Source organism: Vitreimonas sp., from assembly GCF_035627415.1.
Taxonomy (GTDB): Bacteria; Pseudomonadota; Alphaproteobacteria; order Caulobacterales; family Aquidulcibacteraceae; genus Vitreimonas.
This window is the reverse complement of the sequence record NZ_DASPLU010000029.1, coordinates 20,961-47,574: the sequence shown is the minus strand read 5'-3', so window position 1 is coordinate 47,574 and position 26,614 is coordinate 20,961. Positions and strand designations below refer to the sequence as shown.

Below are 26,614 nucleotides of genomic sequence, written 5' to 3'. Positions count from 1 at the left end.
GCGGACGCAAGGGGTTCGGCATGCGGTTAGGATTTTTCGCGCTCGCCACGGTTCTGGCTGCCGCGATCGTCGCGCCCGCTGCCGCCGAACCCACGGCGCACCTCGGCCTAGAGTTCGCACAAGGCGGCACGGTGATCCATCCTGTCCGCGCCACTGATGCGCGCGCCGGCGATATCTATGAAATAACGCTTCGCCCGGAGGCGTTCGAAATCCGGCTGCCGTCGTCGATCTGGTCCAACCGCCGCGACGGCCGCTCTATGTTGATCATCGCCGCCTCGATCAGACCGGATTTCTTGAACCACCTGCGCACTGGCGTCGCCGCGAGCGATGCCGATTTGGTCGGCCCAAGCTTCTACTACGCGATGGCGTGGGACCCGAAGGAGCCAGGCGAACTGTTTACCGCCGAGCGGCCGATCTATGACGAGATAAACTACGGCAACAACTGGATCGGGGCGCATCGGTTTGTCGACCAGGGCGAATATCAAACGCTGCGCGTCACGAGCCTTATTGACCGCGACGGACTAGCGCCCCTGTTGAATGACGGCACAGTCGTCACAATCATGTTCTATCTAGATCAGGGCTTGGGCGACCCGCCGAATGCTCCGTCGCAAATGCTGCCGAGATACCAGGAGGACGACCTCGTCCACGCCGGCGAAATCGATGTCGTGCGCATCACTTTCGCCGGCGCGAGAGACTAGGCGGCGTATTCATTGCGGCGCCGAGATCGTGATCTCGCGCTCGCCTGAGCGTCACAGCAGTTAAGACGGAACGACGGTTACGCCTTGGCGTTGGCCGTGCATGCGCGCGGAGCCTGTTCCCCGCCTTGCCGCTTTGGCCACCGCCGTTCCGCAATACGACATCCTGCAGGCGGACGCCGCGGCGCTGGCGCGCGAACTGTTCGCCGACATTGACTACGGCTTCGAGCGCTTCGCGCCAGTGTTCGAGAACGCGGCGATAGAGCGGCGGCATTCGTGCGTGCCGATCGCCTGGTACGGACAAGAGCACGCGTTCAGCGCGCGCAACGACCTCTACATCGAGAACGCACTGGCGCTGCTGGAGCAAGCGGCGCGCGAAGCATTGGATGAAGCGGATCTCGAGGCGGAGGATATCGACGCCATCGTCACCGTCTCCTCCACCGGCATCGCCACGCCGGCGCTCGATGCGCGCTTGATGCAGCGCATGCCGTTTCGCGCCGATGTGCAGCGCACGCCGATGTTCGGGCTCGGCTGCGCCGGCGGCGTGTTGGGTCTGGCCCGCGCGGCGGCGGCGGCAAAGGCCGATCCCGATGCGCGCGTGCTGCTGCTTGTCGTCGAGCTGTGCGGCCTGACCTTCCGCCGCAACGATATCTCCAAGAGCAATCTCGTCGCCGCGGCCTTGTTCGGCGACGGCGCGGCCGCGGCGGTGATCTCCTGCCGCGAGGACGGCGCTCGGCTCGGACCATGGGGCGAGCACACCTGGCCGGACTCGCTCGACGTGATGGGCTGGGACGTCGCCGACGATGGGCTCAAAGTGCTGTTCTCGCGCGATATCCCGAGCCTGGTGCGCAGTGATCTGCGCGCGGTGGTCGACGCGTTCCTGCGCCGGCACAATCTCAGGCTCGACCAGATCGACGGCTACATCACCCATCCCGGCGGCGCCAAAGTGCTCGACGCGCTCGAGGAAGCGTTCGACCTCGCGCCCGGTGAGCTCGCAACCGCGCGTGAGGCGCTGCGCGAGCACGGTAACATGTCGGCGGCGACGGTGCTGTTTATCCTGCGGGCGGCGTTGGATGAGGGGCTGGAGGGTCGCCATTTGATGACGACGCTCGGGCCCGGCTTCACCGCCGGCTTCATGCTGGTTGAAGCGCAGTGAGCTGGCTGGCTTTGGTGCTTGGGTTGGTGGGGTTGCAGCGGCTGGGCGAGCTCGTGCTGGCGCGGCGCAATACGAAACGTCTGCTTGCGCGCGGCGGACGTGAGATCGACGCAGAGCATTATCCCCTCTTCATCCTGCTGCACGCTTCGTGGCTTGCGGCGATTGCGCTGAGCGTGCCATGGGATCGCGAGCCCAACTGGCCGCTGCTCGCCCTCTTCGCGGCTCTGCAGCTGCTGCGTGTGTGGGTGATTGCGACGCTCGGCCGCTACTGGACGACGCGCATCATCACGCTCGATGACGCGCCGCTGATCCGCCGCGGGCCTTACCGTTTGGTGCGCCATCCGAATTACTGGATTGTCGCTCTCGAGATTGCCGTGCTGCCGCTCGCGTTCGGCGCCTGGGCCGCGGCGCTGATCTGGTCGGCGCTCAACGCGCTGCTGCTGCGCCACCGCATCCGCGTCGAGGATGCAGCGCTCGCCCCGCGCCGCAGCTAGCGGAGGCGACTGAAAGCGGCGTGAGCGCCGTTCAAAGCTCCGAGGGGCGTTCAGAGGAGCTTCACATGAAATACGCATTGACCTTGTGCGCCATTGCGATCGCCGCTGCGTTCCTCGCGCCGGCGGCGGCCGAAGCGCGCAACTGGGACCGGATCGAGAACCGCTTCGACCGCGCCGAGAACCGCTGGGATCGGCGTGAAAACCGCTGGGATCGCCGCGAGGATCGGCGCGACGTGCGCGAGGACGTGCGCGACGCCATGCATGACGGCGGTTGGCGCGATCGGCGCGAGGACGTCTGGGATGCGCGCGAAGACGTGCGCGACCTGCGCGAGGATGTTTGGGATCGGCGCGAAAATCGCTGGGACCGCCGTGAGAACCGCTGGGACCGCCGCCACTGAATGCAAGAGGCCGGCGCTTCCACGCCGGCCTCCGTCATTATCGGCGCTGTCTCGCGCGTCAGGCGGGGACCCACTGGCCGCCCGGCGCGCGGCAGAACGTTTCCGGCGGCAGCTGCTGGTTGCCGTACTGCGGATCGGAGATGGTGGCGCTGACGCGCCGGCATTCCGCGCCACGGCCCGGCGCCGACGATGGCGTGCTGACGCGCAGCGAACGCGGCGCGCCTTGATCCGACTGCCAGCTGTCGCTCACCGGCTGCCCGGTCTGCAACGAGCGGTAATATGCGTTCTCGACCCGCTGTTGTTCGCGCGCGCTCATATAGCGGCAGACACCATATGTGCCTGCGCCAACAACCGCCGCGCCGATGGCGGCGTTCTCGACGCGGTTGTCCTCGTCGCCGACCGCGGCGCCGGCGATCGCGCCGATGCCGGCGCCGATCAGCGCGTTACGCATGCATTGCGACAGCTGCGTCCGCGGCGGGCCGCCGCCATAGCCGCCCGTGGTCTCGCACGAGGCGAGCAGCATGGCGCCCGCGAGGGCGGCGCAAACCGTTCTGGCCTTCATCTTGACTCTCCATTCATGTCCGCCCGCCCTCGCAAGGCGGCGACGTCATGGCTCGGCTTCGCCTCTAGCAAATGCGCGGGCGCAGCGTGAAGCTTATTGCACCTCTTGGCAGACGGTCTCCGCAGCGCCCGGCCGCGTCCAACGCGCCTCGCCGCCGCGGCCGCGCAGCTCGGCGCCGTTATCCGCATAGCGATAGCCCGAGCCGCTGACCCGCGCCGGCAGTTGCAACGTGATGTAGCCTTCCTGAACTACTGTGGCGCTCTCGTTCGTGAACGTCACCTGCAGCGCCGAGCCGTCGTCGCAGGTGAAGCGCGCATTTGTGGGCGCCGTCGGCGCGGCGGGGCACGGCGTCTGGCACGCGGCGAGCGAGACCAACGCAAGAACAAGGGCGACAGAGCGCATGGCAATCTCCTTGCTCGCGTTCTAGCACGGCTGTCGCGGAGGGAAACGGCTCAGGCCGCGGCTTCGCCGGCAAGCCTCGCCAGCGCCGACTCGGCGGCTTCATGGCCGGTCTGATAGGCGCCATGAACGGTGGAGTAGCGCTCGCGCGAACACGCCTCGCCGGCGAAATAGAGCCGCCCCGCGGGCGCCGCCATGACCGCCCGCGCCTCGGCGCCGCCAGGACGCGCGAAGGAATAGGCGCCCCGCGCATGCTCGGCGGTCGACCACGAGGAGGCTGCGAGCAGGGTCAGACGCGAGGGGAAGCGCGAGCCGAGCAAACCGGCGAGTTCCTGTCGGGCGAAGTCGGCCATCGCCTCGACGCCGGCCTGCGCGAGCCCGCGCGCGAGCGGACCGCCGAAATAAACCTCGATCAGCGGCCGCCCCATTGGACGCAGATGATAGGAGCCGGTGGCGGCGCTGTCGGTGCGCGCGAACAGATGGCCGTCGATGGGAAACTCTTCCGGCCGAGACAGTTCGAAGAAGAGCTTTTCCGCTGCGCCGAGCGGCAGGTTCTGCCCCGCCGCGGCCTTCTTCGGCAGCGCCGGCGAAATCGCGAGTTGCGCAATCGCCCACGGCGGGAGCGTGACGATCGCGGCTCTGGCCTCGACTGTTCCGCGCCCTGTCGCGATGCGCACATTCGCGCCAGTTTGATCGATGCCGCGCACCTGCGTCTGCAGCTTCACCGGCAACGGTGCGGCGAGGGCGGTCAGCAGCGCGCCATAGCCGGCGCGGACGCGCCAGTTCTTCCCGGTGTCCTCGTAGCGCGCATAATCGCGCGCATCGATGTCCGAGAGATGCGCGCCGCTGATATACGAGAACACGGCGTCGAGCAGCGGATTCCAGCGGCAGTCCGGCTCGAAATAGAAGCTCGCGGGGCGCGCTCCGTCCTGCTCCGCCTGTTCGGCGATGTGCGCCTCGAACGCGCGGAACGCCGAGCGAAACTCGGCTTGCTCCTCGGCCGACATGCCGTGCGCGGCGGTTTGTTTCTCCCAGGGCGCTTCGGTGTGGTCGATTTCGAAACCGGCGGCCTCGCCGAGCGCCACCATGACATTGCGGTCCGCCGAGTGCAGCCAGCCAGCGCCAAGATCGAGCGCATGGCCGTTGCGTGCGATCGTCAGCGTCCGCCCGCCAACGCGTTCCTGCGCTTCGAGCAAGACGAACGTCGCCGCGGAGCGCGCCAGCCGCCGTCCGGCGCCTATGCCGGCTGCGCCAGCGCCCACAATCGCCACATCGTAGAGATCAGCCATGACGCAGCCTAACGCCGAAGTCGCCCTTCCGGCGCCGCGATTTGAATGCTAGGGCGTCCTCCCGCTCGCGCGGGCGCGTAGCTCAATGGTTAGAGCCGGCCGCTCATAACGGTCTGGTTGCAGGTTCGAGTCCTGCCGCGCCCACCACTCCATCCTTCGCCGTAGAGAACGCGGCTTCGGCCTGCTGCGCGCCGGTGGGTGCGCCCTGCCGTTACTCGACGGCGAAATAGCTGCCGCCGGCGCGGTAGCGCTCGAGTCGCTCCAATTCGTACGCGTCGATCTTGTCGCGCCACGTCGAAGCGCCGTTGCGCAAGTCGGCAGAGGTCAGCACCAACGGGTCCCATACCGCCGCACCGATGACATTGTGGAGCGTGTAGCTCATGCGCGGCCCGTCCTCGAAGCTGAACTCCATCAGTCCGACATTCACGCTCCGGGTATAGGTTTCGCGAATCCGCACCTCCGGCATCTGCTCGACGAAGTCGCTGTCCGGCAGATTGGCGAGCGGGGACGAGCAGAGATCGTAAAAATCGTAGCCGCCTTGCTCCGATCGCGGCACACAATTCAGCTCACCCATATGGCTGTCGCCGGAAATGCCAAATACGCCTTCGATGCGGTGATCGCGGATGAAATCGAACAGCTCGTTGCGCTCGTGGGTGAACACCGCCCAGGAGTCGCCGCCGCGCTCGGCCATCGAGAAGCCGCCGCCGGACACGAGAACCTTGAACGGCGCCCGGCTGGCGCGCAGCTCGTCCTTGAGCCAAGCCTTTTGCGTCGCGCCCAGCATAGTCTTGCCGGGGACATCCGGGGCGTCGGCAGGATCGCGATAATAGCGGCCGTCGAGGAAGAAGAAATCGACGCCGGCATAGGCGTATTTGAAGAAGACGCCGGGCGCGTTCGGCTGGCCGTAGGACGGATTGGCCCAATAGTTTTTGAATAGGGCCAGCGACTGATCGCGTATCGGATTTGTGCGATCGGAGTCGTTGAGCGCGAAATCGTGATCGTCCCAAATGGCGAGGCTGGGCGTCGTGCGGATCACCGGCTTGAGGCGCTCGATCTCGCGCTGACGACGATAGAGGTCGGCGAGCGCCTCGGGCTCGGTGCTATCGGCGTAGATGTTGTCGCCGAGGAAGAACATGAGATCCGGCTCGAGCGCCTGCACGACCGAGAAGATGCGCTGGTCGGTGTCGATCTGCAGCCGGGCGCAGGAGCCGAAGGCGGCGCGGAAGGCGCTGCGCCCGCGCGGGGCTGTGCGGGTGCGATACGGCAGCGGCTGATAACGATCGAGCATGCCGTCGATGCGCAGGCGATAGAAGTACGCCGTGGCGGGCGCGAGACCGCCGATGCGCATATGGGCGCAGAAATCGGTGCTCTGATCGGCGCGCGTGGGGGCGGATTGGCGCGCGTCCGCGAAGTCGCGGCGCGTTGCAGCTTCGAGCACCACGTCGAAGGCGCCGCTGACGCGCACCCACACGGCGATGGAGTCCGAGGTCGGAGCGCCAACCATCGGACCTTGCAGCGCGCGCGGGTAGCCGAGCGTCTGCGCCAACGCTTGCGGCACGAACGGCAGCGAAGCGGCGGCGAGAGCGGCGCTTCTCAGCAGCGAGCGGCGATGGGGGGTGCTCATGAGCGTGCTTTCTCTGCGGCGAGTTCGGTGGCGGCGGCGCGCACTTCGGCGGTGACTTGATCGACCAGCGGGCGGGGCCCGGCGCAGAGGCTGCCGCCGTGGAGACGAAGCGGGTTGCCGTCGGCGTCAGTCGCGGCGCCGCCCGCTTCGCGGATAATGGCGACGCCAGCGGCCATGTCCCACGGCGCCATCACGCGTTCGACGTAAGCGTCGAAGCGGCCGGCGGCGACGTAAGCGAGGTCGACGGCGGCCGAGCCGGTGCGGCGCACACCGGTCGTGCGCGGCGTCAAACGGCCGATCTCCTGCCGGAAAAGATCGTGTCCGTCTTTTCCAGCGTGCGGAATGCCGAAGGCGATCACCGCGTCTGCGAGGGCCGTCTTCTGCGAGACGCGAATCGGTCTTCCGTTCAGGAACGCCCCGCCGCCCTGCTCGGCCCAGAGCATCTCACCGAGCGCCGGCAGGTTGATGACGCCGGCGAGCACGTCGTCGCCGCGCGCAAGGGCGACACACGTGCCGAACAGCGGCGCGCCCCAGAGGAAATTGGTGGTGCCGTCGAGCGGATCGACGAGCCATGTCAGCGCGGCGTCGCCACCGCCGGTGAGGCCGCCCTCCTCGCCATGGAAGGCGTAGTCGGGGGCGAAGCGCGCGAGCATGGTCTTGATCGTTTCCTCGGCCCGGAGGTCGGCGGCGGAGACGAAGTCAGGGCCGATCTTGTTGCGGATCTCGAGCTCGCGCACGCGGGCGAAATCCTGCAGCAAGCCTTCGCCGGCGATGCTGGCGGCCTCGGTCATGGCGGAGAGAAGCGGGCTCATCAGTCGCGCAGCTTCGCGCGCCACAAGGTGGCCGCCAACAGCATGGAGACGATGGACGAGCCGATCCAGAACCAGATCGCCGGGCCGAAATCGTAGATGCGGTCGGCGCCCTGCATGTATGAATTCTCATCGATGAGGACGCCGCTGATGTTCTCCTGGATCGCCGCGCCGATATAGGAGAACACGCCGATCACGCCCATGGCGGCGCCGGCGACGCGCTTGGGACAAATGTCGACCGCGAAGAGTCCGCCGAGCGAGGCGACGAGGCCAGTCAGCCCCAGCCCGAACAGCACCATGCCGATGATGAGCGTCGGCACATCGGTGGGGCCGAAGAAGATGAGGCCGAGGCCGACGATCTCGAGGACAGAGAACAGCAGGTTCGCCGGCGGGCGGCGCGCGTTGAACAGCTTGTCGCTGATGACGCCGTAGAGGATAGAGCCGGCGATGCCAGCCAGGGTCGAGATCATCAACATCGTGCCGGACATGATCTCGTCGAAGCCGCGCGCCTCCTGCAAATAGAGCGGACCCCAGGAATTGATGGCGTAACGCGTGACGTAGTTGGCGAGGCTGGACAGCGCGAGAATCCAGATCGTCGGGATCGACAGGATGGAGAATTGAAGCCGCAGCGTCGACTTGGACTTGGAGGCTTCGCTTTCGGCGAGGTGATCGTTTTTCCAATCGGCGATCGTCGGCAAGCCAAGCGTGCTCGGCCGGTCTCGCACCAGCCACCACATCATCGCGGCGGCGAAGAAGCCGATCATCGCCGGCACGAAGTACCCCCAGCGCCAGCCGAAGTACGCAACGACGGCGCCGATGACGAAGAATGTCAGCCCTTCACCGAGCGAATGCGCGGTGCTCCACAAGCCATAGGCGCGGCCGCGCTCCTTGTTGGAGAACCAAGCGGTCATCGCGACCACCGATCCGGGCGCGCCAAACCCCTGAAACCACCCGTTGAGACCCCAGAGCACGGTCGCCAGCAGCAGCGTATCGGCAAAGCCCATGCCGATATTGCAGACCGCGCTCATCAAGAAGCCGAACGTCAGAAAGAAGCGGATGTTGACATGATCGGCCAAAAAGCCGTTCGTCAGCTTGCCGAGAGCGTAAGTCCAGAACAGCGCCGAGCCGATGACGCCGAACTCCGCCGGCGTGAAGATGCCCTGGTCGATCATCGAAGGCTTCACCATGCCGATGGCGAGACGGCACGTGTAGATAAGACCGTAACCGAGCGTGATCGCCAACATGACCCGCCAGCGATAGCGCTTGAAGAGCGCGTCGATCTCGGCTTGATCGCCGATGGGCGGGGCGTCTGCAGCGGTGGCGAATGCCCTGAATAATTGCGATCCTGCCAACTCGTCTCCCCCGCTCTCGTTCTTATTTCTTTTGTGCGATCCAGGCGTGGGCCGGATCGTTGTTGAAGATCCAGGTCCGCTGCGGCCCTGCCATGATATTGAGATAGTAGAGATCGTAGCCGTGCGGGGCGCCGACCGGATGATAGCCGCGCGGCACCAGGACGACGTCACCGTCCTCGACGCAGACGGTTTCGTCGATTGAGCGGTCGTCCGTGTAGACGCGCTGGAAGGCAAAGCCCTGCTTTGGATTGAGGCGATGGTAATAGATCTCCTCGAGCGCGGATTCTTCCGGCGGCGCGAGGCGATCATGCTTGTGCGGCGGATAGGAGGACCAATTGCCGCCGGGCGTTATGACTTCGGCGATGAGCAGGCTCTCGGCCGGTTCGGTCTCGGGCAGGATGTTGCGGACGTAGCGCATGTTCGTGCCGGCGCCGCGCGTTTCCTTGGAGATGTGCTCGGCCGAGATCAGGCGCGCTTCGCCCGCGCCGCTTCCAGGCGCAGTACCTACGGCGATCTCGACCGCAGTGCGCGCAATAATGGCGTAGAGCACGCCGGCGGGCGCATAGACGGCGGCGGGCGATTTGTCTTCGAACACGCTCATACGCTCGCCTATGTTCTCGAAACGCTGCTGACCGACGTCGACGTCGCAACGTCCGCTCAGCACGATGATGCAGGCTTCGCGATCGGGTTCGCCGCCTCCGGCGGCTTCGCCTGGCTCCAGCGCGATCACCTTGAAGCCGACATAGGTCCAGCCCGCGCTTTGCGGAGTCACTTCGAGCACGGCGCCGCTGTCGTCACGCGGCTTGGGCCTCACACGCAGCTCTGACATGACATGCGCTCCTTAGATCAGCCCCACCGCCGCCGCTTCGCGCTTCAGCGTCGCCAGCCCCAGCGCACCGTAGACGCGCGGATTGGCGACGGCGGGATCCTGTTCGGCCTCGACGATGATCCAGCCCCTGTAGCCGATGCGCTTCAGCGCCTTCATCACCGCGCCAAAATCGATGTCTCCATCTCCTGGCGCCGTGAACATGCCGGCGAGCACGCCATCGAGGAAGCTCTTGCCGGTGCGCCGCGCTTCGGCGTGGGCGGCGCCGCGCACATCCTTGCAATGGACGTGTGCGATGCGCTCCGGATGGCGTTCGATGACGTCGATTGTCTTCACGCCGCCAAGCACGGCATGGCCCGTGTCGAGCGTGAATCCAACGCTTGGGGAAGTGGCTACTATGAACGCATCCACGTCGGCCTGATTTTCAACGACGGTGCCGAGGTGATGATGGTACGCGAACTTCAAGCCCTCGCCGGCGATGTAGTCCGCGACCTGACTCATGCGCTCGCCAAATGGTTTCCACTCGCCGCTCTTAAGGCGCGGCGCGCCTTCGAGCGGCGTGGCGCGGTCGGCGTGGACTGCGTTGCTGGTTTCGGCGAACACGAAGACGGTCGAACCCATCGCCTTCAGCAGGTTGAGGTGCGGCTGGAGGGCGGCGATCTCGGCGTCCGCATCTTGCGTAAGCAGACTGCTGCTGTACCAGCCGCCGACGAGATCCAGCTGGTGCGGCGCCAGCGCTTTCTCGAGCGCCGCCGGTTCGCGCGGAAACTTGCCGCCGAGTTCGACACCTTCGAACCCGATCTCGTGCGCCTCGCGCAGGATCGTCTCGAGCGGGGTGTCGCCGCCGAGCTCCGGCATATCGTCATTCGCCCAGGCGATCGGGCTGACGCCGAAGCGGACGCTCATGACTTTGTCTCTTTCAGCTTCTGCTCGTAGGCCCCGCGCGCGGCGCGCACTTCGGCGCGCGGCGACACTTCGGGCACAGCCACATCCCACCACCAGCCGCCCGCTTCGGTAGTGCGCACGGGGTCGGTATCGATCACGATGACGCTGGTGCGGTCTGCTTGCTTGGCGCGCGTGAGCGCCGCTTCCAGTTCGGCGATGTCCGCCGCCTTCTCCGCCAGAGCGCCCAGGCTCGCTGCGTGCGCCGCGAAGTCGATCTCTGGCAGCGTCTCGTGACATGCGTCGGCGAGGAGATTGTTGAATGGCTGGCCACCTGTGCCTTGTTGCAGGCGGTTGATGCAGCCGAAGCCGCGATTGTCGAGCACAACGACGATGAGCTTCCTGCCGAGCATCACTGAGGTGGCGATCTCGGAATTCATCATCAGATATGAGCCATCGCCCACCATCACGAAGACGTCGCGCTCCGGCGCGGCGAGCTTCACGCCAAGGCCGCCGGCGATCTCGTAGCCCATGCAGGAATAGCCGTATTCGAGGTGGTAGCCGCCGGGCTTGGACGCGCGCCAGAGCTTGTGCAGCTCGCCCGGCAAACCGCCCGCGGCGCAGACGATCACGGCGTTCTCATCCGCCGCACGTTGCACCGCGCCGATCACCTGCGCATCGCTCGGCAGGCCGGCGCTTTGCGGCGGCGCGGTCGCACCATCCACCGCCTTGTGCCAGGCGCGGATCCGCTGCCGGTTGCTCTCGGACCACGCCGCCGAAGACATCCAACCGCTCAAGCTGCGACTAAGGGCCTTCAACGCGGCCGTCGCGTCGCCAACGATCGCGAGAGCGCCGTGCTTGTGGGCGTCGTGCGGCGCGACGTTGATCTGGACCAGCGTGCAGCCCGGGCGCTCGAACAGCGTCCGCGAGCCGCTCGTGAAGTCCTGCAGGCGCGTTCCGATGCCGATGACGAGGTCGGCGCTCGCGGCGGCCTCGTTCGCAGCACTCGAGCCAGTGACACCGATCGAACCCAGCGCCTGGGGATGATCCCACGCCAGCGCGCCCTTGCCGGCTTGGGTCTCGGCGACGAAGAGGCCGTGCTCCGCCGCAAACTGCGAGAGCACGTTTTCCGCGCGCGCATAGAGGACGCCGCCGCCGGCGATGATGAGCGGCGCCTTGGCGGCTTTGATCAAGCTAACGAGCGCCTCAATATCCTGCCCTTGCGGCTCAGGTTTGCGCACGCTCCAGATGCGCCGTGTGAAGAAGCGCTCGGGATAGTCGAACGCCTCGGTCTGCACGTCCTGGCAGAACGCGAGCGTCGCCGGGCCGCACGACGCGGGATCGAGCAGCATCGCCATCGCGCGCGGCAGCGCGTCCAACAGCTGCTCGGGCCGCGTGAGGCGATCGAAGTAACGCGAAACCGGACGGAAGCAGTCATTGGCGGAGATCGTGGCGTCGCCGAAGTCCTCGATCTGCTGCAACACGGGATCGGGACGGCGCGAAGCGTAGACATCGCCGGGCATCAGCAGCACTGGCAGCCGGTTCACGTGCGCGAGCGCGGCGGCGGTCACCATGTTGGTGGCGCCGGGGCCGATAGAGGTGGTGCATATCATCGCGCGTTCGCGCCGCATCTGCTTGGCGTAAGCTATGGCAGCGTGCGCCATCGCCTGTTCGTTGTGCGCGCGGTAGGTCGGAAGCCGCGCGCGCTCGGCGTGGAGCGCTTCGCCGAGGCCAGCGACATTGCCGTGGCCGAAAATCGCCCATACGCCCGCGAAGTAAGGGACTTCGCCCGCATCCGTTTCCACGAACTGGTTCGCAAGGTAGCGAATGGCGGCCTGCGCCGCGGTGAGGCGGATGGAGCTCATGGCCCGCTGGTGCGCCCCTTCTTGGCGCGCCGCCACGCTTCGACCAGCACCGAGAGGTTGGACGAAAGCGCCTCGATGGCCGCCGCATCGTCGATCTCGCCCTTGAACCATTGCTCGGCGGCGCCGTTGAAAATCGTGCGGCCCACAGCGAAGCCCTTGACGATGCCGGCGCGCGCGGCCGGCGCGAACGATTTCACAAGCTCGTCCTGCGGCACAGAGAGGCCCAGCAGTACGACGCCGCGGCAATGGGGATCATTGGCGAGGATCGCCCGCTCGATGTTGGCCCATGTCTCGGCATCGGCCGCGGGCTCGAGCTTCCACCAGTCGGGACGCACGCCGATGTCGTAGAAGCGCTGGATCGCGCGCGCAGCCGTCATCGCGTTCACGACGGCGTTCTTCGAGGCGATAATCTCGACCAGCAGCTCGTGGCGCGTGGCGCGGCAGGCGTCGAACAGCCGAAGCGCTTGGCGCTCCTGACGCTTGCGCAACTCCTCCTCATCGTCCGGATGGTAGTGGAAGAGGCATTTGACCGTGTGGTTGAGCGGCCATTGCGCAATCTCTGCGCCGACGTCGCGCAACTCAGTGTCGAACTCGATCGGGCACGATTGCGGCAGCTCGATCGGCCGGCCGATCCAGTATGGAAGATCGGCCGCCATCTCGAGCGCGCGCATGCCGTGGCGGCCGTCGATGAGCACGCCGAAGCGCGGATCGCCTTTGGCGAGCTGGTGCGCAGCCCGCACGGCGAGGCGTTTGAACTCGGCGATGCGCTCCGGCCCGGCGCCGCTCGAGCGTGCCAAGTCCTCGAATTGCGTGCGGTGGTCCACGGCGAGCACCGTGAGTTCGTCATAGACGCCGCGCCGCGTGCCAACCCAATGCAGGTGCTCGAGATCAGCCGCTTCGCGCAGCCGGTGCGGGCGAACTTTCATGGCGAGGAAATGCTGCATCTCCGCCCAGGTCGGCATCGCCGGCGCGCAGCCGTGGCGCGAGACGACGATCGCGCCGGACGCATTGGCCAACTCGCAGCAACGTTCCAGCTTTTCGTTGCGCAGCCAGCCGCGCAGAAAGCCCGCCATGAACGCATCGCCCGCGCCGAGCACGTTGTAGACCTCGACCGGGAAGCCGTTGACGACGACGCCCTCCTCTGGGGCGTCGGGAATCGTTCCCGGAAATGCGGCGCAGCCTTGCGCGCCGAGCTTCAGCACGACGAGGGCCGACGTTTTCGTGCGGATCGCCCGCAAGGCTGCGATGGTGTCGGTGGCGCCGCCGAGGATATGGATCTCCTCTTCGGTGCCGACCACGAGATCGCACAACGGGAGCACGCGCTGCAGCTGGCCGGTGACGCGTTCGTCGGCGACGAAACGGTTCTCGCCCTTGTCGCGCGCTTCCAGCCCCCACAGCACGGGCCGATAGTCGATATCGAGCGCCACTTTGGCGCCGTTCTGCTTTGCCATCTCGGCTGCGCGGAAACTTGCGGCGAAGACATTAGCGCGCGAAAGATGTGTGCCGCTGAGCAGCACGCATGCGGCGGAGGCGATATAATCGGGGTCGATGTCGCTCTCGTCGAGCGCCATGTCGGCGCAGTTCTCGCGATAGAAGAGGAGCGGGAATGTATCGCGGTCCCGGATGCCCAGGATGACGAGCGCCGTCAGCCGCTCGGGATCGCTGCCGACGCCGCGGACGTCGACGCCCTCGCGCTCCAGCTCTTCGCGGATGAACCGGCCCATGTGATCGGCGCCGATGCGCGTGACCAGCCCGGCCTTCAGACCGAGTCGTGACGCGCCGACCATCGTGTTGGTCGGGCTGCCGCCGACATACTTGGCGAACGAGCCCATGTCTTCGAGACGCCCGCCCACCTGCTGGCCGTAAAGATCGACGCTGGAGCGGCCGATCGCAATCAGATCAAGCGTGCGCTCGCGCTGCGCCATTGCGTTCGAACTCGCTCTCAGGCCGCACGCGGGCGGCAGATTTGCAATGTCTATTCTAGTTTCAGAATACCTGCAACATTCATTTCACACGTGGCTCAGCCGGCCCTGCGTCGCCGCGCCTGCGGCTTGCGCGCGACGTTCGCCTCAGTCTGCGACATTTCGAACGCGAACGAGATCACCAGAGCCTGCGCCAGGCACATGGTCGCCGCCAGCGAGCGGAATTTGCGGATCTCCGCTTCCTTCACTTGCAGCGCCAGCGTCGCCGGTTTGGCGGTGGGACTCACCAGCGAGTCGCTGATGGAGAGCACCTTGGCATTGTGCGTGAGCGCCATTTGCACGGCTTGGATGGTCTCCTCCGCATAAGGATGGAAGCTCACGTCGATCAGCAGGTCGGCGGGGCCGATGCTCTGAATTTGCTGGCGCGTCAGGCCGCCGACTCCGTCGACGAAGACGGTGCGCTTGTTGAGCTGCTGCAGCGAGTAGGCGAGATAAGACGACACCGGCAGGGAGCGCCGGAAGCCGACGACATAGATGGTTTCGGCGTCCGCCATCAGATCGACGGCAGTGCGCAGATCATCGCCGGGCACAAGCTCGCGCAGATTATTGAGCGCCAGCACGTTCCCCTCGACGAATTCGGCGAGCACGTCGGCCGGACGGCCGCCCTTTCGCGCTTCTGCGTCCTCGCTGAATTGGCGCACGCGCTCGCTGTAGCCGAGCACGCTGCTGCCGGCGATCAGACCGTCGCGGATCACCTTCTGCATTTGGCTTGCGCTGTCGAAGCCGATCGCTTTGGCGAAGCGGACAATGGCGGACGGCTGAACGCCGGCCCGCTCGCCGATCACCGCGAGCGTTTCGAGCGCCACGGCGTTCGGCTCATCCAGCACATAGCGCGCGATTTGCTGCAGGCGCTTACTCAAATCCTCGTAGCGGGCGAGGATCGCGGCGCGGAGCTCCTCGCTGGTCTGCGGCGGACCTTTGGCGCTGGGCATGGCGGCTCCGAGACAAGAACCTGCGCAGAATATCCATTCCGCCGTTGGAACACAACGAACGCGCCTTGAGGGGCTTGCCAATTTCAGAATTTTCGTTCCATAAGCGAGCATCGCCGCAACATTCGTTCTGGACTTTGCGCATGGCCGTTGGAAAGCACGCTGTGGCGCTCATCGGCGCGGGGCGGATGGGACAGATTCACGGGCCTAATGCGGCGCGCCATCCGGCGCTGAGCCTACGTTATGTCGTCGATGCTCAATCTGGTGCGGCCAAAGCGTTGGCGCAGCAACTTGGGGCCGAGGCCGCCGCGCTCGGCGACGCGCTGGCCGATCCGGATATCGCCGGCGCGATCGTCGCGAGTTCGACCGACATGCACCTCGAACACAGCCTCGCGATGATCGACGCCGGCAAGGCCGTGCTGTGCGAGAAGCCGATCGATCTCGACCTCGAGAAAGCAAAAGCGGCGGCGCCGGCGTTCAAGGATGCGCGGTTCGTGCTCGGCTTCAACCGGCGTTTCGATCCGCATGTGGTCGCGTTGCGGGAGAAGCTGGCGTCCGGCGCGATCGGAGCGCTGGAGACGCTGACGCTGATCAATCACGATCCCGCCCCGCCTCCGCCCGCCTTCATCCCGCGCTCCGGCGGCCTCTTCAAGGACTTTACCATCCACGATCTCGATCTCGCCTCTTACCTGATGGGCGAGCCGCCAGCGGAAATTTTCGCCGCTGCGAGCTGCCTCGTCGACAAGGCGATCGGCGAAGCCGGCGATGTCGATACGGCGCGAGTCCTGCTCCGCACCGGCTCGGGCAAGCTGTGCGTCATATCCAACACCCGCCGCAGCGGCTATGGCTACGATCAGCGCATTGAAGCATATGGCTCGCGCGGGATGGCCGCCACCAGGAACGAGCGCGTCGACACTGTCGAGTTCTGGAGCGAAGCCGGCGCGCGCGCCTCGCCGATCCGGCCGAATTTCCTCGATCGCTACGCGGCGTCCTACGCTGCGGAAATGGATCACTTCGCAGAAGTCGTTTCTGGGCGAGCGCGGCCGCAGGTGGGTTATGAGGAAGGTCTGGCGGCGCTCGCCTGGGCGGAAGCCTGCGCCAAGTCGGCGCGAACCAACACCGTCGTAAAGCTCCGAGGGGCATGATGCAGAGAATCGCACTCATTGGCGCAGGCAGGATCGGCCGCATCCACGCCGCAAACGTCGCCGCGCATGCCGACCTCGAGCTTGCCTATGTGATCGATCCGAACACCGATGCGGCGGCAGCGATCGCGTCGAGCCACGGGGCAACTGTCGCCGACCTCGACGGCGCGCTGGGCGATGCGAGCATCGTCGGCGTCATCGTCGCCTCTTCCACAGACACACATCTCGACTTCAGCTTGCACGCGGCGGCTGCGGGCAAGGCCGTGTTCTGCGAAAAGCCGATCGACCTTGACCTCGCGCGCGCCAAAGACGCTGCGCCGCGGTTCGAGAGCTTCGGCGCGCGTCTCTTCCTCGCGTTCAACCGGCGCTTCGATCCGAGCTTTCGGGCGCTGAAGCAAAGGCTGCACGCGGGCGCAGTCGGCGCGCTGGAGACGCTGCACATCACCAGCCACGACCCGGCGCCGCCGCCCGCAGGCTACATCCCGGTGAGCGGCGGGCTGTTCAAGGACATGGCGATCCACGACTTCGACATGGCGCGCTGGCTGCTCGGCGAAGAGCCAAGCGAAGTGTTCGCGACGGGCGCGTGCCTGGTCGATCCCGAAATCGGTCGGCTTGGCGACATCGATACGGCCAAGACGATCCTGCGTACGCCATCCGGCAAGCTGTGCGTCATCTCCAACAGTCGCCGCAGCGGCTACGGCTATGACCAGCGCATCGAGGCGTTCTGCGCAAAGGGCGCGCTGCGGGCGGGCAACGTCACCGAAACGACGGTCGAGACCTGGACGGAAACCGGCGCACAGGCCGATCAATTCCAGAACTTCTTCCTCGACCGCTACGCCGCCGCCTATCGCGCCGAGATGGCGCATTTCGCTGACATGCTCACGCGCGGCGCTGCGCCTGAGGTCGGATATGAGGATGGCGTTGCGGCGTTGGCGCTGGCGACAGCGGCGCAGGAATCCATGCGCCGTGGCGCGCCCGTATTTCTCTAGAGCGCAAAAAGAAGCGGCCCCAAGAGGGGCCGCTCGAGGAAACGCTCGGGAGGTCGTCCGCTTCAGAACACGGCGCGGAGAGTGACCAGAATCGTCGGCGAGGAGTTCTCGCGTTCGATCTCGAACTCGTCCACGTCGTTGGCGAGCATCGCATCGCGCAGCTCGACCGCGTCGTCGCCGTCGAAATTTTTCTCTGACTGAATGCTGTCGGCGTCGAGGAGATTGTTCCCAACCACACGTAGCACGACATTGTCGGAGAGCCGCTTCTCGACAAAGACCTCGAGATTGCCGTCGTACCATTGATCCTCGATCTCGCCGAGGAACACCGACCGAGACATCCCCTGTTCGCGGTAGCTGAAGCCGACGCTGGCGCCCCAGGACGGAATGTTGTGGGTGATGCCGTAGTTGTAGACGAATTCCGGCTGCGCGTTGAACGTCGACTCGATGCCGGTGAACGGATCGGTGCGCTCGGAATCGAGACCAGTGTAGTTGAGGAAGAACCCCGTTTCCGGCAGACCGATGAAGTCGAGCGGCGTCGAGACGTCGAGCTCCCAGCCCCACACCGTGCCGTCGCCTACGTTGTCATAGCTGTAGACGAAGCCGCCGGCGCCGGTCGGCACGCCGGTATTGATCAAACTGATCAGGTCACTGACTTCGCGGTGGAAGAAGTTGATCCCGATCACGCCGCGGCGGCCGATACGATGTTCGTAACCGACATCCACGCCCCACGCCGTTTCCAGACCCAGGTTGGGATTGCCAACGGTTTCGTCCTCGTCGCCGGGGGTTTCTTCATCGGCGAACGGAACCAGTTGATCGAGCAACGGCCGGCGCACGGTGCGCGCGGCGGAGAGGCGGATCTGACCGTTCTCCCCGACATCCCATTGCAAGTGCGCTGAGGGATAGAATTCCGCCGTTTCGCTCTCGACCGTTGGTCCAACGCCGGCGAGCGAGGTTTCGGTTTCTGTGGTCTCGACGCGAACCCCGGCCTGGAAGGTCACCGCTCTCGACAGTTCGAGCTCTGTCTGCATGAAAGCGTCGAGCCGGCGCTCTTCGTAGTCGAAATTGCCGCTCCCGAGCGGATTGGTCTCCTCCTCGCCCGGATCGGCGAAGTCGAGATCGTTGTCGTCCGCAAAGATGCGCTGGCTGTAATCGCGGGTCTTGAGTTTGCCGGCGACGCCGACCTCAAACTCGAAACCGACCAGTCCGATGCGTTCGGCGAACGCGCTGCTGTTGAAGGTGAGCGAGCCGTCCAGCGAGATTTCCTGATCGTCGCTGTCGATGATCGTGCGCTCACCTTCGGTGGGGTCGCCGTCGAAAACAGCGGTCTCGAAGTCGGTTTCGGTATTGGCTTCCAGGAATCGGGCGTAGCGCGCTTGGCTCTCGATGCTCCATGCGGTGGTCACATCCCCCTCGTAGAGCACGGAGACGCCGAAGCTGTCCTGCTCGATCTCTTGGGCTTGGCTCGCAACCTCGCTCAGCTCCCACGGATCGTCCGACACATCGCCGTTGTCGTTGCCGGTGCCGGGATCGTCACCGGAATCGTCGTTGCGGAAATAGAGCTGCGCTTCCTCTGTCTCGTCCCGCTGGGTGCTCAGATAAAAGCCGTCCAGCCGCACGCGATGGTCAGGGGTAAGTTCGACCGTGAGGTCGCCGTTGAACGAAAGATCGAGGCTCTCGCGGGTATCTAGCTGATCTTCGTGTTCGATCGCATTGGTCGACGGGGTCGTCGGATCGAAACCGTCCGGGTCGAACATGGACAGGCCATTGTTGTCCGGATCGAAGCCGGGCGAGGTGTCGTCGAACAGCTGCTGATCGAGCACCTTCGTGTTGTAGCGCTGCTGCACGTCGAAGGTGGCGGAATAGGCGATCCGCCGATCTTCGGTGCGGTTGGAGAACGAGAGCGCGCCGAGCCCGCCCAGCTCCTCGTTGTCGACATCGTAGACGCCGCCGACGCGGGCGATCACGCCCGGCGGCAGGCTCGCGCCGTCCTTCAGAATAATGTTGATGGTGCCGCCAATGCCTTGGCTGTCGATATCGGCGCTCGGAGCGCGGACGATTTCTATGCGATCGATGATCTCGGCGGGGATGCGGTCGACGAACACGGTGCGATCATTGCCGGCGCCGGGGATCGGGCGGCCATTGACCAGAACCTGAGTGAAGCCTTCGCCGAGGCCGCGCATCTGCGGCGCGTCGCGTTCTCCGATGTCGCTGGTGAATGCGACTCCGGGCACGCGAGAGAGCTGATCGCCAACCGAAAGCGGCTCGAATTGTTCGAAGAATTGCTGATCGTACACCAGCTCCGGCGCGACCGTGTCGGTGCGGTTGCGGTATTGGATTTGGCCGGTGATGACGATCTCTTCGAGAGATTGCTCCTCTTCGGCGTCCTGCGCCAGCGCCAGGCTTGGCATCGCGAAGCAGCACGTCATCAGCAGCGTCTTCAACGCCGCCTTCCGCATCGATCTCATTTTTCCCTCCCCTTGAGGTCCCCCGACTCCGGGGCCGACGCGAACGCCGGCCACGTGCGAGGTTGTCTTGACCGGATGATGATACGAACGAAAATTCCAAAAGGCAACATATTTGGAATTTCCCTTGCAGAGCCCTTGGGCGAGTGGCAGCAAGGCAGGACGAAACGTTGCAAAGTGCGCGTAAAGCGCTCGCGATGCGCCGACAGAGGGGACAAACATGAGAAAGAGCTGGGCTCTCAGCCTTTTCGCAACCGCAGCACTGGCGGGCTGCGTCACGGGCAGAGGTGACTCGCCGGCAGCGCTGGCGCCGGCTGCGGAAACCGCACCCACCACCCAGTCGGACGCCAATACGGCCGTGATCATCCCGCGCGGTGGAGCCGACGGGCTGATCGTCGGCTCCAGCGAGAGTGAGGGACTGGTGGTCTATAGTCTTGACGGCGCGCGGCAGAGTGCGGTCGCCGGCGGCGCAACCGTCGGCCTCGACGCGCGCTATGGCGCACCGGGCGAAGACGGGCGCGCGGTGTGGACGCTCGCTTCGGTCGACGGAGCGACGAATGCGCTGAGGCTGTTCGAGTTCGACGCCGAAAGCGGCGGCGCGCGCGAACGGACCGCGCGCGAGATACCGGTCGGCTTCGCCAGCGAAAGCATGTGCCTCTATCGCGATGCTCGCGACGCGACGCTCTACGCCTTCGTGCTCGGCGGCGCCGGCGAAATCGCGCAATATATGATCGGCGGCCGCGGCGCCGCGCTCGACGCGCACCTCGTTCGGCAGCTGCACGTCGCGTCCGAAGCCAGCTATTGCGCGGCCGATGACGCGACGGGCGATCTCTACGTGGCCGAGCAAGGCGTGGGCGTCTGGCGGTTCGACGCCAATCCGGAAGCCGAGGTCGTGCCGCAGCTGATCGATGCCGCGCGGCTCGGGCGCATCACCGAGGAGGCCGGCGGTGTCGCCGTTTATAATGCGGGCGAAGCGAGCTACCTGGTCGTCTCCGATGCTTCAGCCAACCGTTTCCATGTTTACGACCGCAACGCCGATCACACCTACGCCGGCAGCTTCACGCTCGGCGCGGCCGGCGCCGTCGATGGCGTCGAAGCTGCGGGCGGGTTGAACGCCTCGAGTTTTGTGTTCGGTCCGAATTACCCGCTCGGCGCGCTGGTCGTCATGGACGACGAGAACGACGGCGGCACAAACTATAAGCTGGTCTCCTGGGCCGCGATCGCCGGCGCGCTCGACCTCGCCGCGGGCGCGCCACGCGATCCGCGTACGCCGCCCGAATCCGACGTTGTCGTCGTGCATCCGATCATGGAAACAGCGCCGGTCGAGACCGACGGCGATGCCGCGGACGATCCGGCGGTCTGGGTCAATCGCAGCGACCCGGCCCAGAGCCTCATCATCGGCACGCAGAAGCAGTCTGGGCTGTATGTCTACGACCTCAACGGGCGCGTGGTGCAATTCCTGCCGGATGGGCGGATGAACAATGTCGACATTCGCGACAATTTCCGGCTCGGGAGCCAGAGCGTTTCGCTCGTCGCCGCCAGCAACCGCAGCAATGACGGCATCTCGCTCTATCGCGTCGATGGCGCGGCGCGCCGGCTCGTCAATGTGGCCGACGGCGTCCAGCCGACCGGCATGGTCGACCCTTACGGCCTCTGCATGTACCAAAGCGCCCAATCAGGCCGCACCTATGTGTTCGTGACCGATAGCGAAGGGCCTGTGCGGCAATGGGAGCTGGTCGATGCCGGCAACGGGCGCGTGCGCGCCCACCGCGTACGCGACATTCCGTTCGCGACGCAGACCGAGGGCTGCGTCGCCGATGATGCGACAGGCGTTCTCTACGTTGCGGAAGAAGACATCGGTCTCTGGCGCGTCGGCGCCGAGCCCGACGCGCCGGCGACGCCGGTTTCAGTCGCAACAGTGGCCGCGAACGAGGCGCTCAAGGACGATCTCGAAGGCATTGGACTTTACGACCTCGGCGGCGGACGCGGTTATCTCGTGCTCTCGAGCCAGGGCAACAACAGCTACGCCGTATTCCGGCGCGAAGGAGCGAACGAGTATGTCGGCTCCTTCTCGATTTTGGCTGACGCCGCGCGCGGCATCGATGGCATTTCCGAGACGGACGGGCTCGACGTCACCAGCGCCAATCTGGGCGGCGCTCTCGCCGGCGGGGCGTTCATCGCCCAAGACGGGCGCAACATCTCACCGCCCGAACACCAGAACTTCAAGCTCGTGCCTTGGTCGGCGATCGCGAACGCGCTGAACCTGGAGACGCGCCGCTAGAACCGCCCGCTGGCGGAGACGCCGAGCGTGACGCCCTGGCGGCGCGCTCGGACGTCGCCGCCGTCGGGGCCGCCGAGCCGATCGGGATCAAACAGGCTGCGGCGGCGCCACTCGGCGCTGTCGTTCACGTTCTCGGCCCAGGCGCGCAGCTTCAAGTCGCCGAAGGCCGTGGTTTCGATCCAAAGCGTGAGCTCCTCGGGCTCGCGCTCGGTTTCGATGCGATCGAGACGAAACTCCGGCGTCTCGACTTCGCGCTCGTAATCGACCCCCCATGCAAATGCGCCGAGATCCTGACGCAGGTTCGCGATGAAGGCGCTCTCCTCGATGGCGGAAATTTCGCGGCTCTCGCCCGTGAGCGGATCGGTTGCTTCCGAGCGCTGCGCCATGGCGTCCAGCCTGAGCTCGGCGTCGAACGGCAGCGGCAAGGCGAGCTGAATGCGCGCGCCCCAGAGCGTCGCATCGCCAATATTGCCAGGCGCATCGAAGCGATTGCCGGGCGCACCGATGGGCACGACGTCAAGCGCATCCTCCACGCTCCAATGATAGAACGTGAGCCCCAACACGCCGTCTTCGCCGAAGCGCCAATCGGCGCCCGCCTCGACGCGCCAAGAGGTCTCCGGGACAAGATCGGGATTCCCGGCGTCGACGGCGGTGTTCTGGAGGTCCGCCGCCGAGACGAAATCCTCGAAGTCGAGCTGTCCGACATCTCGGTAAATCCGAAGGCGCAGCTGATCGCCCTCCCCCAGCGCGCGCACCAACTGCAGCGTGGGCTTAAAGTAGCTCAGCGTCGTTTCAGCGTCGGCGTCGCCGCTCTGCGTCAGCACAGACGCTTCGAACGCGCCGCCGGCCTCGATCGACCAACGCGGCGAAAGCGGTCCTGAAAGCATGATCCTCGCTTCGCCACGCTGCTCTTCTACGCGCACGTTGGCGGAAGGCAGCACAACTGGCGCTGGCCCCGACCCATCGTCCTCGGTGAGCTCAAGGCGCTGCTCCAGCGTGTTCAGCGTCGCTTCTGCGCCAAGCTCGACGCTCCAGGCGCCCGGTAGCGTCCGGCGCACTGCGCCGCGCAGAATCGTCTCGCCGCTGTCGACCCGCTGGCGCTGATGCGACGCTTCGTCGAGCGCGCCGCCTGCGTCGACGTCGCTCGAGCTCTCGTCGGCGCTGAAGCGGGTGCGCGTGACGATTGCCGCCAGCTCGGAGCGCCAGCCGTTGCGCTCGCGGCGCAACGAGAGAGCCAGCTCGCCGATTGTCTCGCGCTCGGCCAGGTCGCCGATCACGAATTCGTCCGCGATTCCGCTTGCATCGAACACGGTAGAGAAGAGCTGCTCGTCCAGTTCAGCGCGGCTGAGTTGTGCGTTCAACCCGGCGCGCCAACCGGCAACATCGAAACTTAACTCGCCGCCGGCGCGCGCCTCGCGCTCGTCGGTAGGCAGCCGCTCCACCCGCCGTTCATTCAGCATCCCGACGGCGTCGAAGTCGCTGCGCTCTCCGCGGATCGCCGCGCGCTCCATATCGAGCGCAGCGGAGACGCCGTACTCGACGCCGCGCCAGCGGCCGGAGTAGGCGCCCTCAGCGCTCGGCGACAGACGGCCGTCGCGGCTCTGCGCGAGCTCCGCGGTCCACACACCTTCGCCACCGCCCACGCGCCGGATGACGTTGACGAGCTGCGATTGCTGCGTTCCCGCTCCTGCAGCGCGCACCAATTCGATCCTGAGCACGCCCGAAGCGGGGATACGGGCGAGTATGTCTTCGATCTCCTGCGCTTTCGTCGCGGGCGGTTCGCCGTCGATCAGCACATTGCCCTGCGCGCCGGCAAACCCGCGCCGATCTTCGCCCTCGTCGATGCTGAATCCGGGAACGCGCTGCACCATGTCCAGAGCGCTTTGCGGTTCATAGGCCGCAAAGAAGTCAGGTTGGAAGACAAGGCGTCCAGCTTCCTGTGCGAGCGCCACGCCCGTGGCGGCCCAGAGCCCGAGAGCGAATTTCAGAGCGGCCCATGACGACACAGAGCCGATGATACATTCGTTCCACTGGATGTACAGATGATACGTCTATTCCGCTCGAGAGTGCGACGCCTCAGCGGGCGAGCGGCTTGTCCTCGAACTTGCCGTAGCGCTTGGAGACGTTGACGAGGCCTTCGAGCACCTTGGTGCGGGCGTTCGCGTCGGCCGCCACTAACGGATTGCGCAGCGCCTTCAGCGCTTCCACGTGCACGCGGATCGCTGCGCCTTTCTTGGCGCCTTCCTCAGAGGCGAGCAGAGCGCAGAGGCTGTAGGCCGCCTTGCTCACATCGGTCATGTCGAACGTGCCGGCGAGGGCGAACACCTCGTCCGCAAGGGCATAGATCGTCTTGGCGTTCTTCTCCGCGCCCTCGGTGGTGAGCGCGCAAATTTTGGCGATCGTCGCGTCCACGGCGGCCGTGCACTGCGACCGCAGCGTCTCGACGCCTTGCTGAGCGTTCGCCAGCGCTTGTTCGATCGATAGGCCCCCGGGACGCGCCAGCATTTGCTGCAGACGGACCTCGGGGCGATATGAGCGGAGCAAGGTCACAACTGCACCCTTTGCGGCTTGATCATGGTGTTGACTTCGTCTTGGGACATGTTCGGCGTCATGGAATCGCCGATCGGCGCCTTGAGATCGTCATGGCGCCTGCCCTCGCAACCGGGTGGCGGACCTTCGAATTTGAACCGCCGCTCAGGACCGCAATAGCCGCTCGCCACTTCGATGAAATTGCGGTTGTCGCGGCCGATCCAGAGAATGCGATCGAGCAGCACCTTGGGCGTGATCGGCTTGGCGACGAAGAAATTGGCGCCGGCGTCGCGCGCGCGGTGCACGGTCGTGAGCGTCGAGTATCCCGAGATCATGATGATCGGCACGGCGCGGGTCGGATCGGGCGTGCTTCGGCGCACCCACTCGACGAAGCTGTGTCCATCTTCCTTCTTCAGGTTCGGATCGACGATGATCAGATCGACGGCGATGCGGTTGATGACACGCTCGGCCTCCGCGATCGTCAGGCAGCGGTGCACGTCCTGCGCGCCAAGCCCCTTCAGAACTTGCGTGAGAATGTCCAGATTGTGATCGCTGGCGTCGAGCAAGAGCACGCTGGCCAGCGCGAGATTGATCCGGCCGCTCCTCACCCACTATCCTCCTCGAAGAAGTGGCAATCGCGGTGGCGTTCGCCGGCATCCTGGCCGAGCAGGCGCAGGCGGAGGTCATGCAATGTCAGCTTGTCGGCGGCGTCGGCGATGTCGATCGGCGCATCGGCGCCCTGCGTCGCCGCCGCGGTTGTCAGGAAATCGCGCAGCGCCGCCAGCTGCTGCAAGATCAGATCGAACTGCTGCAAGTCCTCCAGCCAAACGCCTTGTTCAGCCACGCCGCCGGCGAGCTCACACAGCGAGGTTTCGATCTGCAGTCCTAAAGAGCGCATACGATCCAGCTCGTCGGCGACGCTCGACATGATCCGGCCGGCTTCGGTGGGTTGGCGCCGATCGGCGCTGTGTTCGAGTGCTCGCGACATGGCTGTGCCCTTAGAAGAGTTCGACGGCGCCGGCTTCCGGCGCGGCGGGCTTCGGCGGCGACTTGCGTTCGGCGGTGAAGACATCGGCTTTGTCGAGCAGCAATTGCGAGGCGCGGCCGGAGCAAGGCCAGTACCGCACACGCCGGGCGCGATCGCCCCCGAGGCTCGCGCCGACAATCTGAATTCCTTCGGTCTGCAGGAAGCGGCGGGCGAAGGCGCCGTTCTGCGCGCCGATATCGGAGAGCCCGCCGACCACATGCGCGCCGCCGAACAGCTTCGCCTCCAGCCGCGCGCGTGAGGCGCCACGTTGCAGCAGTCCGTTGATCAGCAGCTCCATCGCATTGACGCCGTACTTCATGTCGTCCGCGGCGTTCGCGCTGGTGTCGCCCGGAAGCAGAAAGTGGTTCATGCCGCCCACACGCGCGATCGGATCGTGCAGGCACGTCGCCACGCACGAGCCCAGGATCGTCGACAGCACGATGCCGTCCTCGCCGACGATCGCTTGTTCGCCCTGAACGACGTGGACGATGCGCTCGGACGGAGAGCTGCTGGCGGGGACGGTATCGCGGATCATGTCAGCGGGCCGAACACTTCCTCGATCTTGCCGCGCAGGACCGCCGGCGAGAACGGCTTGGTGACGTAGTTGTTGACCCCATATTGCATCGCCCGCTGCACCAGCTCCTTGTCGGCGCGGCCGGTCAGCATGATGAACGCCGTCTTGCGGATCGGCTCGTGCGAACGGATCGCGCGCAGGAAGCTCAAACCGTCCAGCTTCGGCATGTTGAAATCGGAGATCACGAGATGCGCAGGCGCGGCGACGAGCGCCTTCAAGCCCTCCTCGCCGTCGCCGGCGTCGGTGATATCCTTGAAGCCGATCTCCTGCAGCGCGGAGCGGATCAGAGCGCGCATCGTCAGCTGATCGTCGACGACGAGCACTTTGATGGCGGAAGCGGCGGGCATA

General features: G+C 65.8%; 25 protein-coding genes and 1 tRNA gene. 8 read left to right on the top strand and 18 right to left on the bottom strand.

Annotated elements, in window-relative coordinates:
• Nucleotides 1–20: 20 nt before the first annotated feature.
• From VEA80_RS15235 to VEA80_RS15220, 4 genes are all read left to right on the top strand, one after another.
• On the top strand, nucleotides 21–698 hold the full coding sequence (locus VEA80_RS15235) for a hypothetical protein (protein ID WP_325061620.1): 678 nt from the start codon (nucleotides 21–23) through the stop codon (nucleotides 696–698).
• A 133-nt stretch (nucleotides 699–831) separates the two neighbouring features.
• Nucleotides 832–1,851: a type III polyketide synthase gene (locus VEA80_RS15230; protein ID WP_325061619.1), complete on the top strand. Its 1,020-nt coding sequence runs from the start codon at nucleotides 832–834 to the stop codon at nucleotides 1,849–1,851.
• Complete coding sequence (locus VEA80_RS15225; protein WP_325061618.1) at nucleotides 1,848–2,345, top strand: isoprenylcysteine carboxyl methyltransferase family protein; 498 nt, start codon at nucleotides 1,848–1,850, stop codon at nucleotides 2,343–2,345. Before VEA80_RS15230 ends, VEA80_RS15225 begins: the two co-directional genes overlap by 4 nt.
• Before the next feature lie 65 nt (nucleotides 2,346–2,410).
• On the top strand, nucleotides 2,411–2,743 hold the full coding sequence (locus VEA80_RS15220; RefSeq protein ID WP_325061617.1) for a hypothetical protein: 333 nt from the start codon (nucleotides 2,411–2,413) through the stop codon (nucleotides 2,741–2,743).
• A 58-nt stretch (nucleotides 2,744–2,801) separates the two neighbouring features.
• Here the strand turns inward: VEA80_RS15220 and VEA80_RS15215 are convergent, their stop codons facing one another.
• The 3 genes from VEA80_RS15215 to VEA80_RS15205 form a co-directional block, all read right to left on the bottom strand.
• Nucleotides 2,802–3,305: a hypothetical protein gene (locus VEA80_RS15215; RefSeq protein WP_325061616.1), complete on the bottom strand. Its 504-nt coding sequence runs from the start codon at nucleotides 3,303–3,305 to the stop codon at nucleotides 2,802–2,804.
• A gap of 93 nt (nucleotides 3,306–3,398) precedes the next feature.
• Nucleotides 3,399–3,707, bottom strand: coding sequence for an MliC family protein (locus VEA80_RS15210; protein ID WP_325061615.1), 309 nt, complete (start codon nucleotides 3,705–3,707; stop codon nucleotides 3,399–3,401).
• Nucleotides 3,708–3,757: 50 nt separating this feature from the next.
• On the bottom strand, nucleotides 3,758–4,993 hold the full coding sequence (locus VEA80_RS15205) for an NAD(P)/FAD-dependent oxidoreductase (protein WP_325061614.1): 1,236 nt from the start codon (nucleotides 4,991–4,993) through the stop codon (nucleotides 3,758–3,760).
• A 71-nt stretch (nucleotides 4,994–5,064) separates the two neighbouring features.
• Here VEA80_RS15205 and VEA80_RS15200 point away from each other — a divergent pair.
• A tRNA-Ile gene (locus VEA80_RS15200) sits at nucleotides 5,065–5,140 on the top strand.
• 64 nt (nucleotides 5,141–5,204) lie between these two features.
• On the opposite strand, the gene VEA80_RS15195 is transcribed toward VEA80_RS15200, so the two are convergent.
• From VEA80_RS15195 to VEA80_RS15160, 8 genes are all read right to left on the bottom strand, one after another.
• Nucleotides 5,205–6,617 (bottom strand): alkaline phosphatase D family protein, encoded by a 1,413-nt coding sequence (locus VEA80_RS15195; RefSeq protein ID WP_325061613.1) that lies wholly within the window; start codon nucleotides 6,615–6,617, stop codon nucleotides 5,205–5,207.
• Nucleotides 6,614–7,429, bottom strand: a complete 816-nt coding sequence (locus VEA80_RS15190) for an inositol monophosphatase family protein (RefSeq protein WP_325061612.1) — start codon at nucleotides 7,427–7,429, stop codon at nucleotides 6,614–6,616. Before VEA80_RS15190 ends, VEA80_RS15195 begins: the two co-directional genes overlap by 4 nt.
• Entirely contained in the window at nucleotides 7,429–8,778 is a 1,350-nt protein-coding gene (locus tag VEA80_RS15185) for an MFS transporter (RefSeq protein WP_325061611.1), read from the bottom strand. The genes VEA80_RS15190 and VEA80_RS15185 overlap by 1 nt, the downstream gene beginning before the upstream one ends.
• Before the next feature lie 22 nt (nucleotides 8,779–8,800).
• Nucleotides 8,801–9,607, bottom strand: coding sequence for a 5-deoxy-glucuronate isomerase (iolB, locus tag VEA80_RS15180; RefSeq protein WP_325061610.1), 807 nt, complete (start codon nucleotides 9,605–9,607; stop codon nucleotides 8,801–8,803).
• Nucleotides 9,608–9,619: 12 nt separating this feature from the next.
• The gene (gene iolE, locus VEA80_RS15175) at nucleotides 9,620–10,510 is read right to left on the bottom strand and encodes a myo-inosose-2 dehydratase (protein ID WP_325061609.1); all 891 of its coding nucleotides are present in this window, start codon (nucleotides 10,508–10,510) and stop codon (nucleotides 9,620–9,622) included.
• Complete coding sequence (gene iolD / locus VEA80_RS15170; protein WP_325061608.1) at nucleotides 10,507–12,351, bottom strand: 3D-(3,5/4)-trihydroxycyclohexane-1,2-dione acylhydrolase (decyclizing); 1,845 nt, start codon at nucleotides 12,349–12,351, stop codon at nucleotides 10,507–10,509. Before iolD ends, iolE begins: the two co-directional genes overlap by 4 nt.
• Nucleotides 12,348–14,276 (bottom strand): bifunctional 5-dehydro-2-deoxygluconokinase/5-dehydro-2-deoxyphosphogluconate aldolase, encoded by a 1,929-nt coding sequence (locus VEA80_RS15165; protein WP_325061607.1) that lies wholly within the window; start codon nucleotides 14,274–14,276, stop codon nucleotides 12,348–12,350. The genes iolD and VEA80_RS15165 overlap by 4 nt, the downstream gene beginning before the upstream one ends.
• A 95-nt stretch (nucleotides 14,277–14,371) precedes the next feature.
• Nucleotides 14,372–15,265, bottom strand: a complete 894-nt coding sequence (locus VEA80_RS15160) for a MurR/RpiR family transcriptional regulator (RefSeq protein WP_325061606.1) — start codon at nucleotides 15,263–15,265, stop codon at nucleotides 14,372–14,374.
• Between the two features lie 140 nt (nucleotides 15,266–15,405).
• Here VEA80_RS15160 and iolG (VEA80_RS15155) point away from each other — a divergent pair, with 140 nt between their 5' ends.
• Both iolG (VEA80_RS15155) and iolG (VEA80_RS15150) read left to right on the top strand, forming a co-directional pair.
• The gene (gene iolG, locus VEA80_RS15155) at nucleotides 15,406–16,407 is read left to right on the top strand and encodes an inositol 2-dehydrogenase (protein WP_325061605.1); all 1,002 of its coding nucleotides are present in this window, start codon (nucleotides 15,406–15,408) and stop codon (nucleotides 16,405–16,407) included.
• A complete protein-coding gene (gene iolG / locus VEA80_RS15150) occupies nucleotides 16,407–17,393 on the top strand; it encodes an inositol 2-dehydrogenase (RefSeq protein WP_349257267.1) in 987 nt (328 codons plus the stop codon). Before iolG (VEA80_RS15155) ends, iolG (VEA80_RS15150) begins: the two co-directional genes overlap by 1 nt.
• Before the next feature lie 62 nt (nucleotides 17,394–17,455).
• Here iolG (VEA80_RS15150) and VEA80_RS15145 read toward each other — a convergent pair whose 3' ends face one another.
• Complete coding sequence (locus VEA80_RS15145) at nucleotides 17,456–19,858, bottom strand: TonB-dependent receptor (protein ID WP_325061603.1); 2,403 nt, start codon at nucleotides 19,856–19,858, stop codon at nucleotides 17,456–17,458.
• A 217-nt stretch (nucleotides 19,859–20,075) separates the two neighbouring features.
• Between VEA80_RS15145 and VEA80_RS15140 the strand changes: the two genes are divergently transcribed.
• The gene (locus VEA80_RS15140; protein WP_325061602.1) at nucleotides 20,076–22,136 is read left to right on the top strand and encodes a phytase; all 2,061 of its coding nucleotides are present in this window, start codon (nucleotides 20,076–20,078) and stop codon (nucleotides 22,134–22,136) included.
• On the opposite strand, the gene VEA80_RS15135 is transcribed toward VEA80_RS15140, so the two are convergent.
• The 6 genes from VEA80_RS15135 to VEA80_RS15110 form a co-directional block, all read right to left on the bottom strand.
• Nucleotides 22,133–24,007 (bottom strand): TonB-dependent receptor plug domain-containing protein, encoded by a 1,875-nt coding sequence (locus VEA80_RS15135; RefSeq protein WP_325061601.1) that lies wholly within the window; start codon nucleotides 24,005–24,007, stop codon nucleotides 22,133–22,135. The two genes, VEA80_RS15140 and VEA80_RS15135, sit on opposite strands and share 4 nt — an antisense overlap.
• Before the next feature lie 205 nt (nucleotides 24,008–24,212).
• Nucleotides 24,213–24,686 (bottom strand): hypothetical protein, encoded by a 474-nt coding sequence (locus VEA80_RS15130; RefSeq protein WP_325061600.1) that lies wholly within the window; start codon nucleotides 24,684–24,686, stop codon nucleotides 24,213–24,215.
• Complete coding sequence (locus tag VEA80_RS15125; RefSeq protein WP_325061599.1) at nucleotides 24,683–25,273, bottom strand: response regulator; 591 nt, start codon at nucleotides 25,271–25,273, stop codon at nucleotides 24,683–24,685. Before VEA80_RS15125 ends, VEA80_RS15130 begins: the two co-directional genes overlap by 4 nt.
• Nucleotides 25,270–25,653 carry a hypothetical protein gene (locus VEA80_RS15120; protein WP_325061598.1) on the bottom strand — a complete coding sequence of 128 codons (384 nt, stop codon included), beginning with the start codon at nucleotides 25,651–25,653 and terminating at the stop codon, nucleotides 25,270–25,272. The genes VEA80_RS15125 and VEA80_RS15120 overlap by 4 nt, the downstream gene beginning before the upstream one ends.
• 10 nt (nucleotides 25,654–25,663) lie before the next feature.
• Nucleotides 25,664–26,227, bottom strand: a complete 564-nt coding sequence (locus VEA80_RS15115) for a chemotaxis protein CheD (RefSeq protein ID WP_325061597.1) — start codon at nucleotides 26,225–26,227, stop codon at nucleotides 25,664–25,666.
• The gene (locus VEA80_RS15110) at nucleotides 26,224–26,613 is read right to left on the bottom strand and encodes a response regulator (protein WP_325061596.1); all 390 of its coding nucleotides are present in this window, start codon (nucleotides 26,611–26,613) and stop codon (nucleotides 26,224–26,226) included. Before VEA80_RS15110 ends, VEA80_RS15115 begins: the two co-directional genes overlap by 4 nt.
• Nucleotide 26,614: the final 1 nt, after the last annotated feature.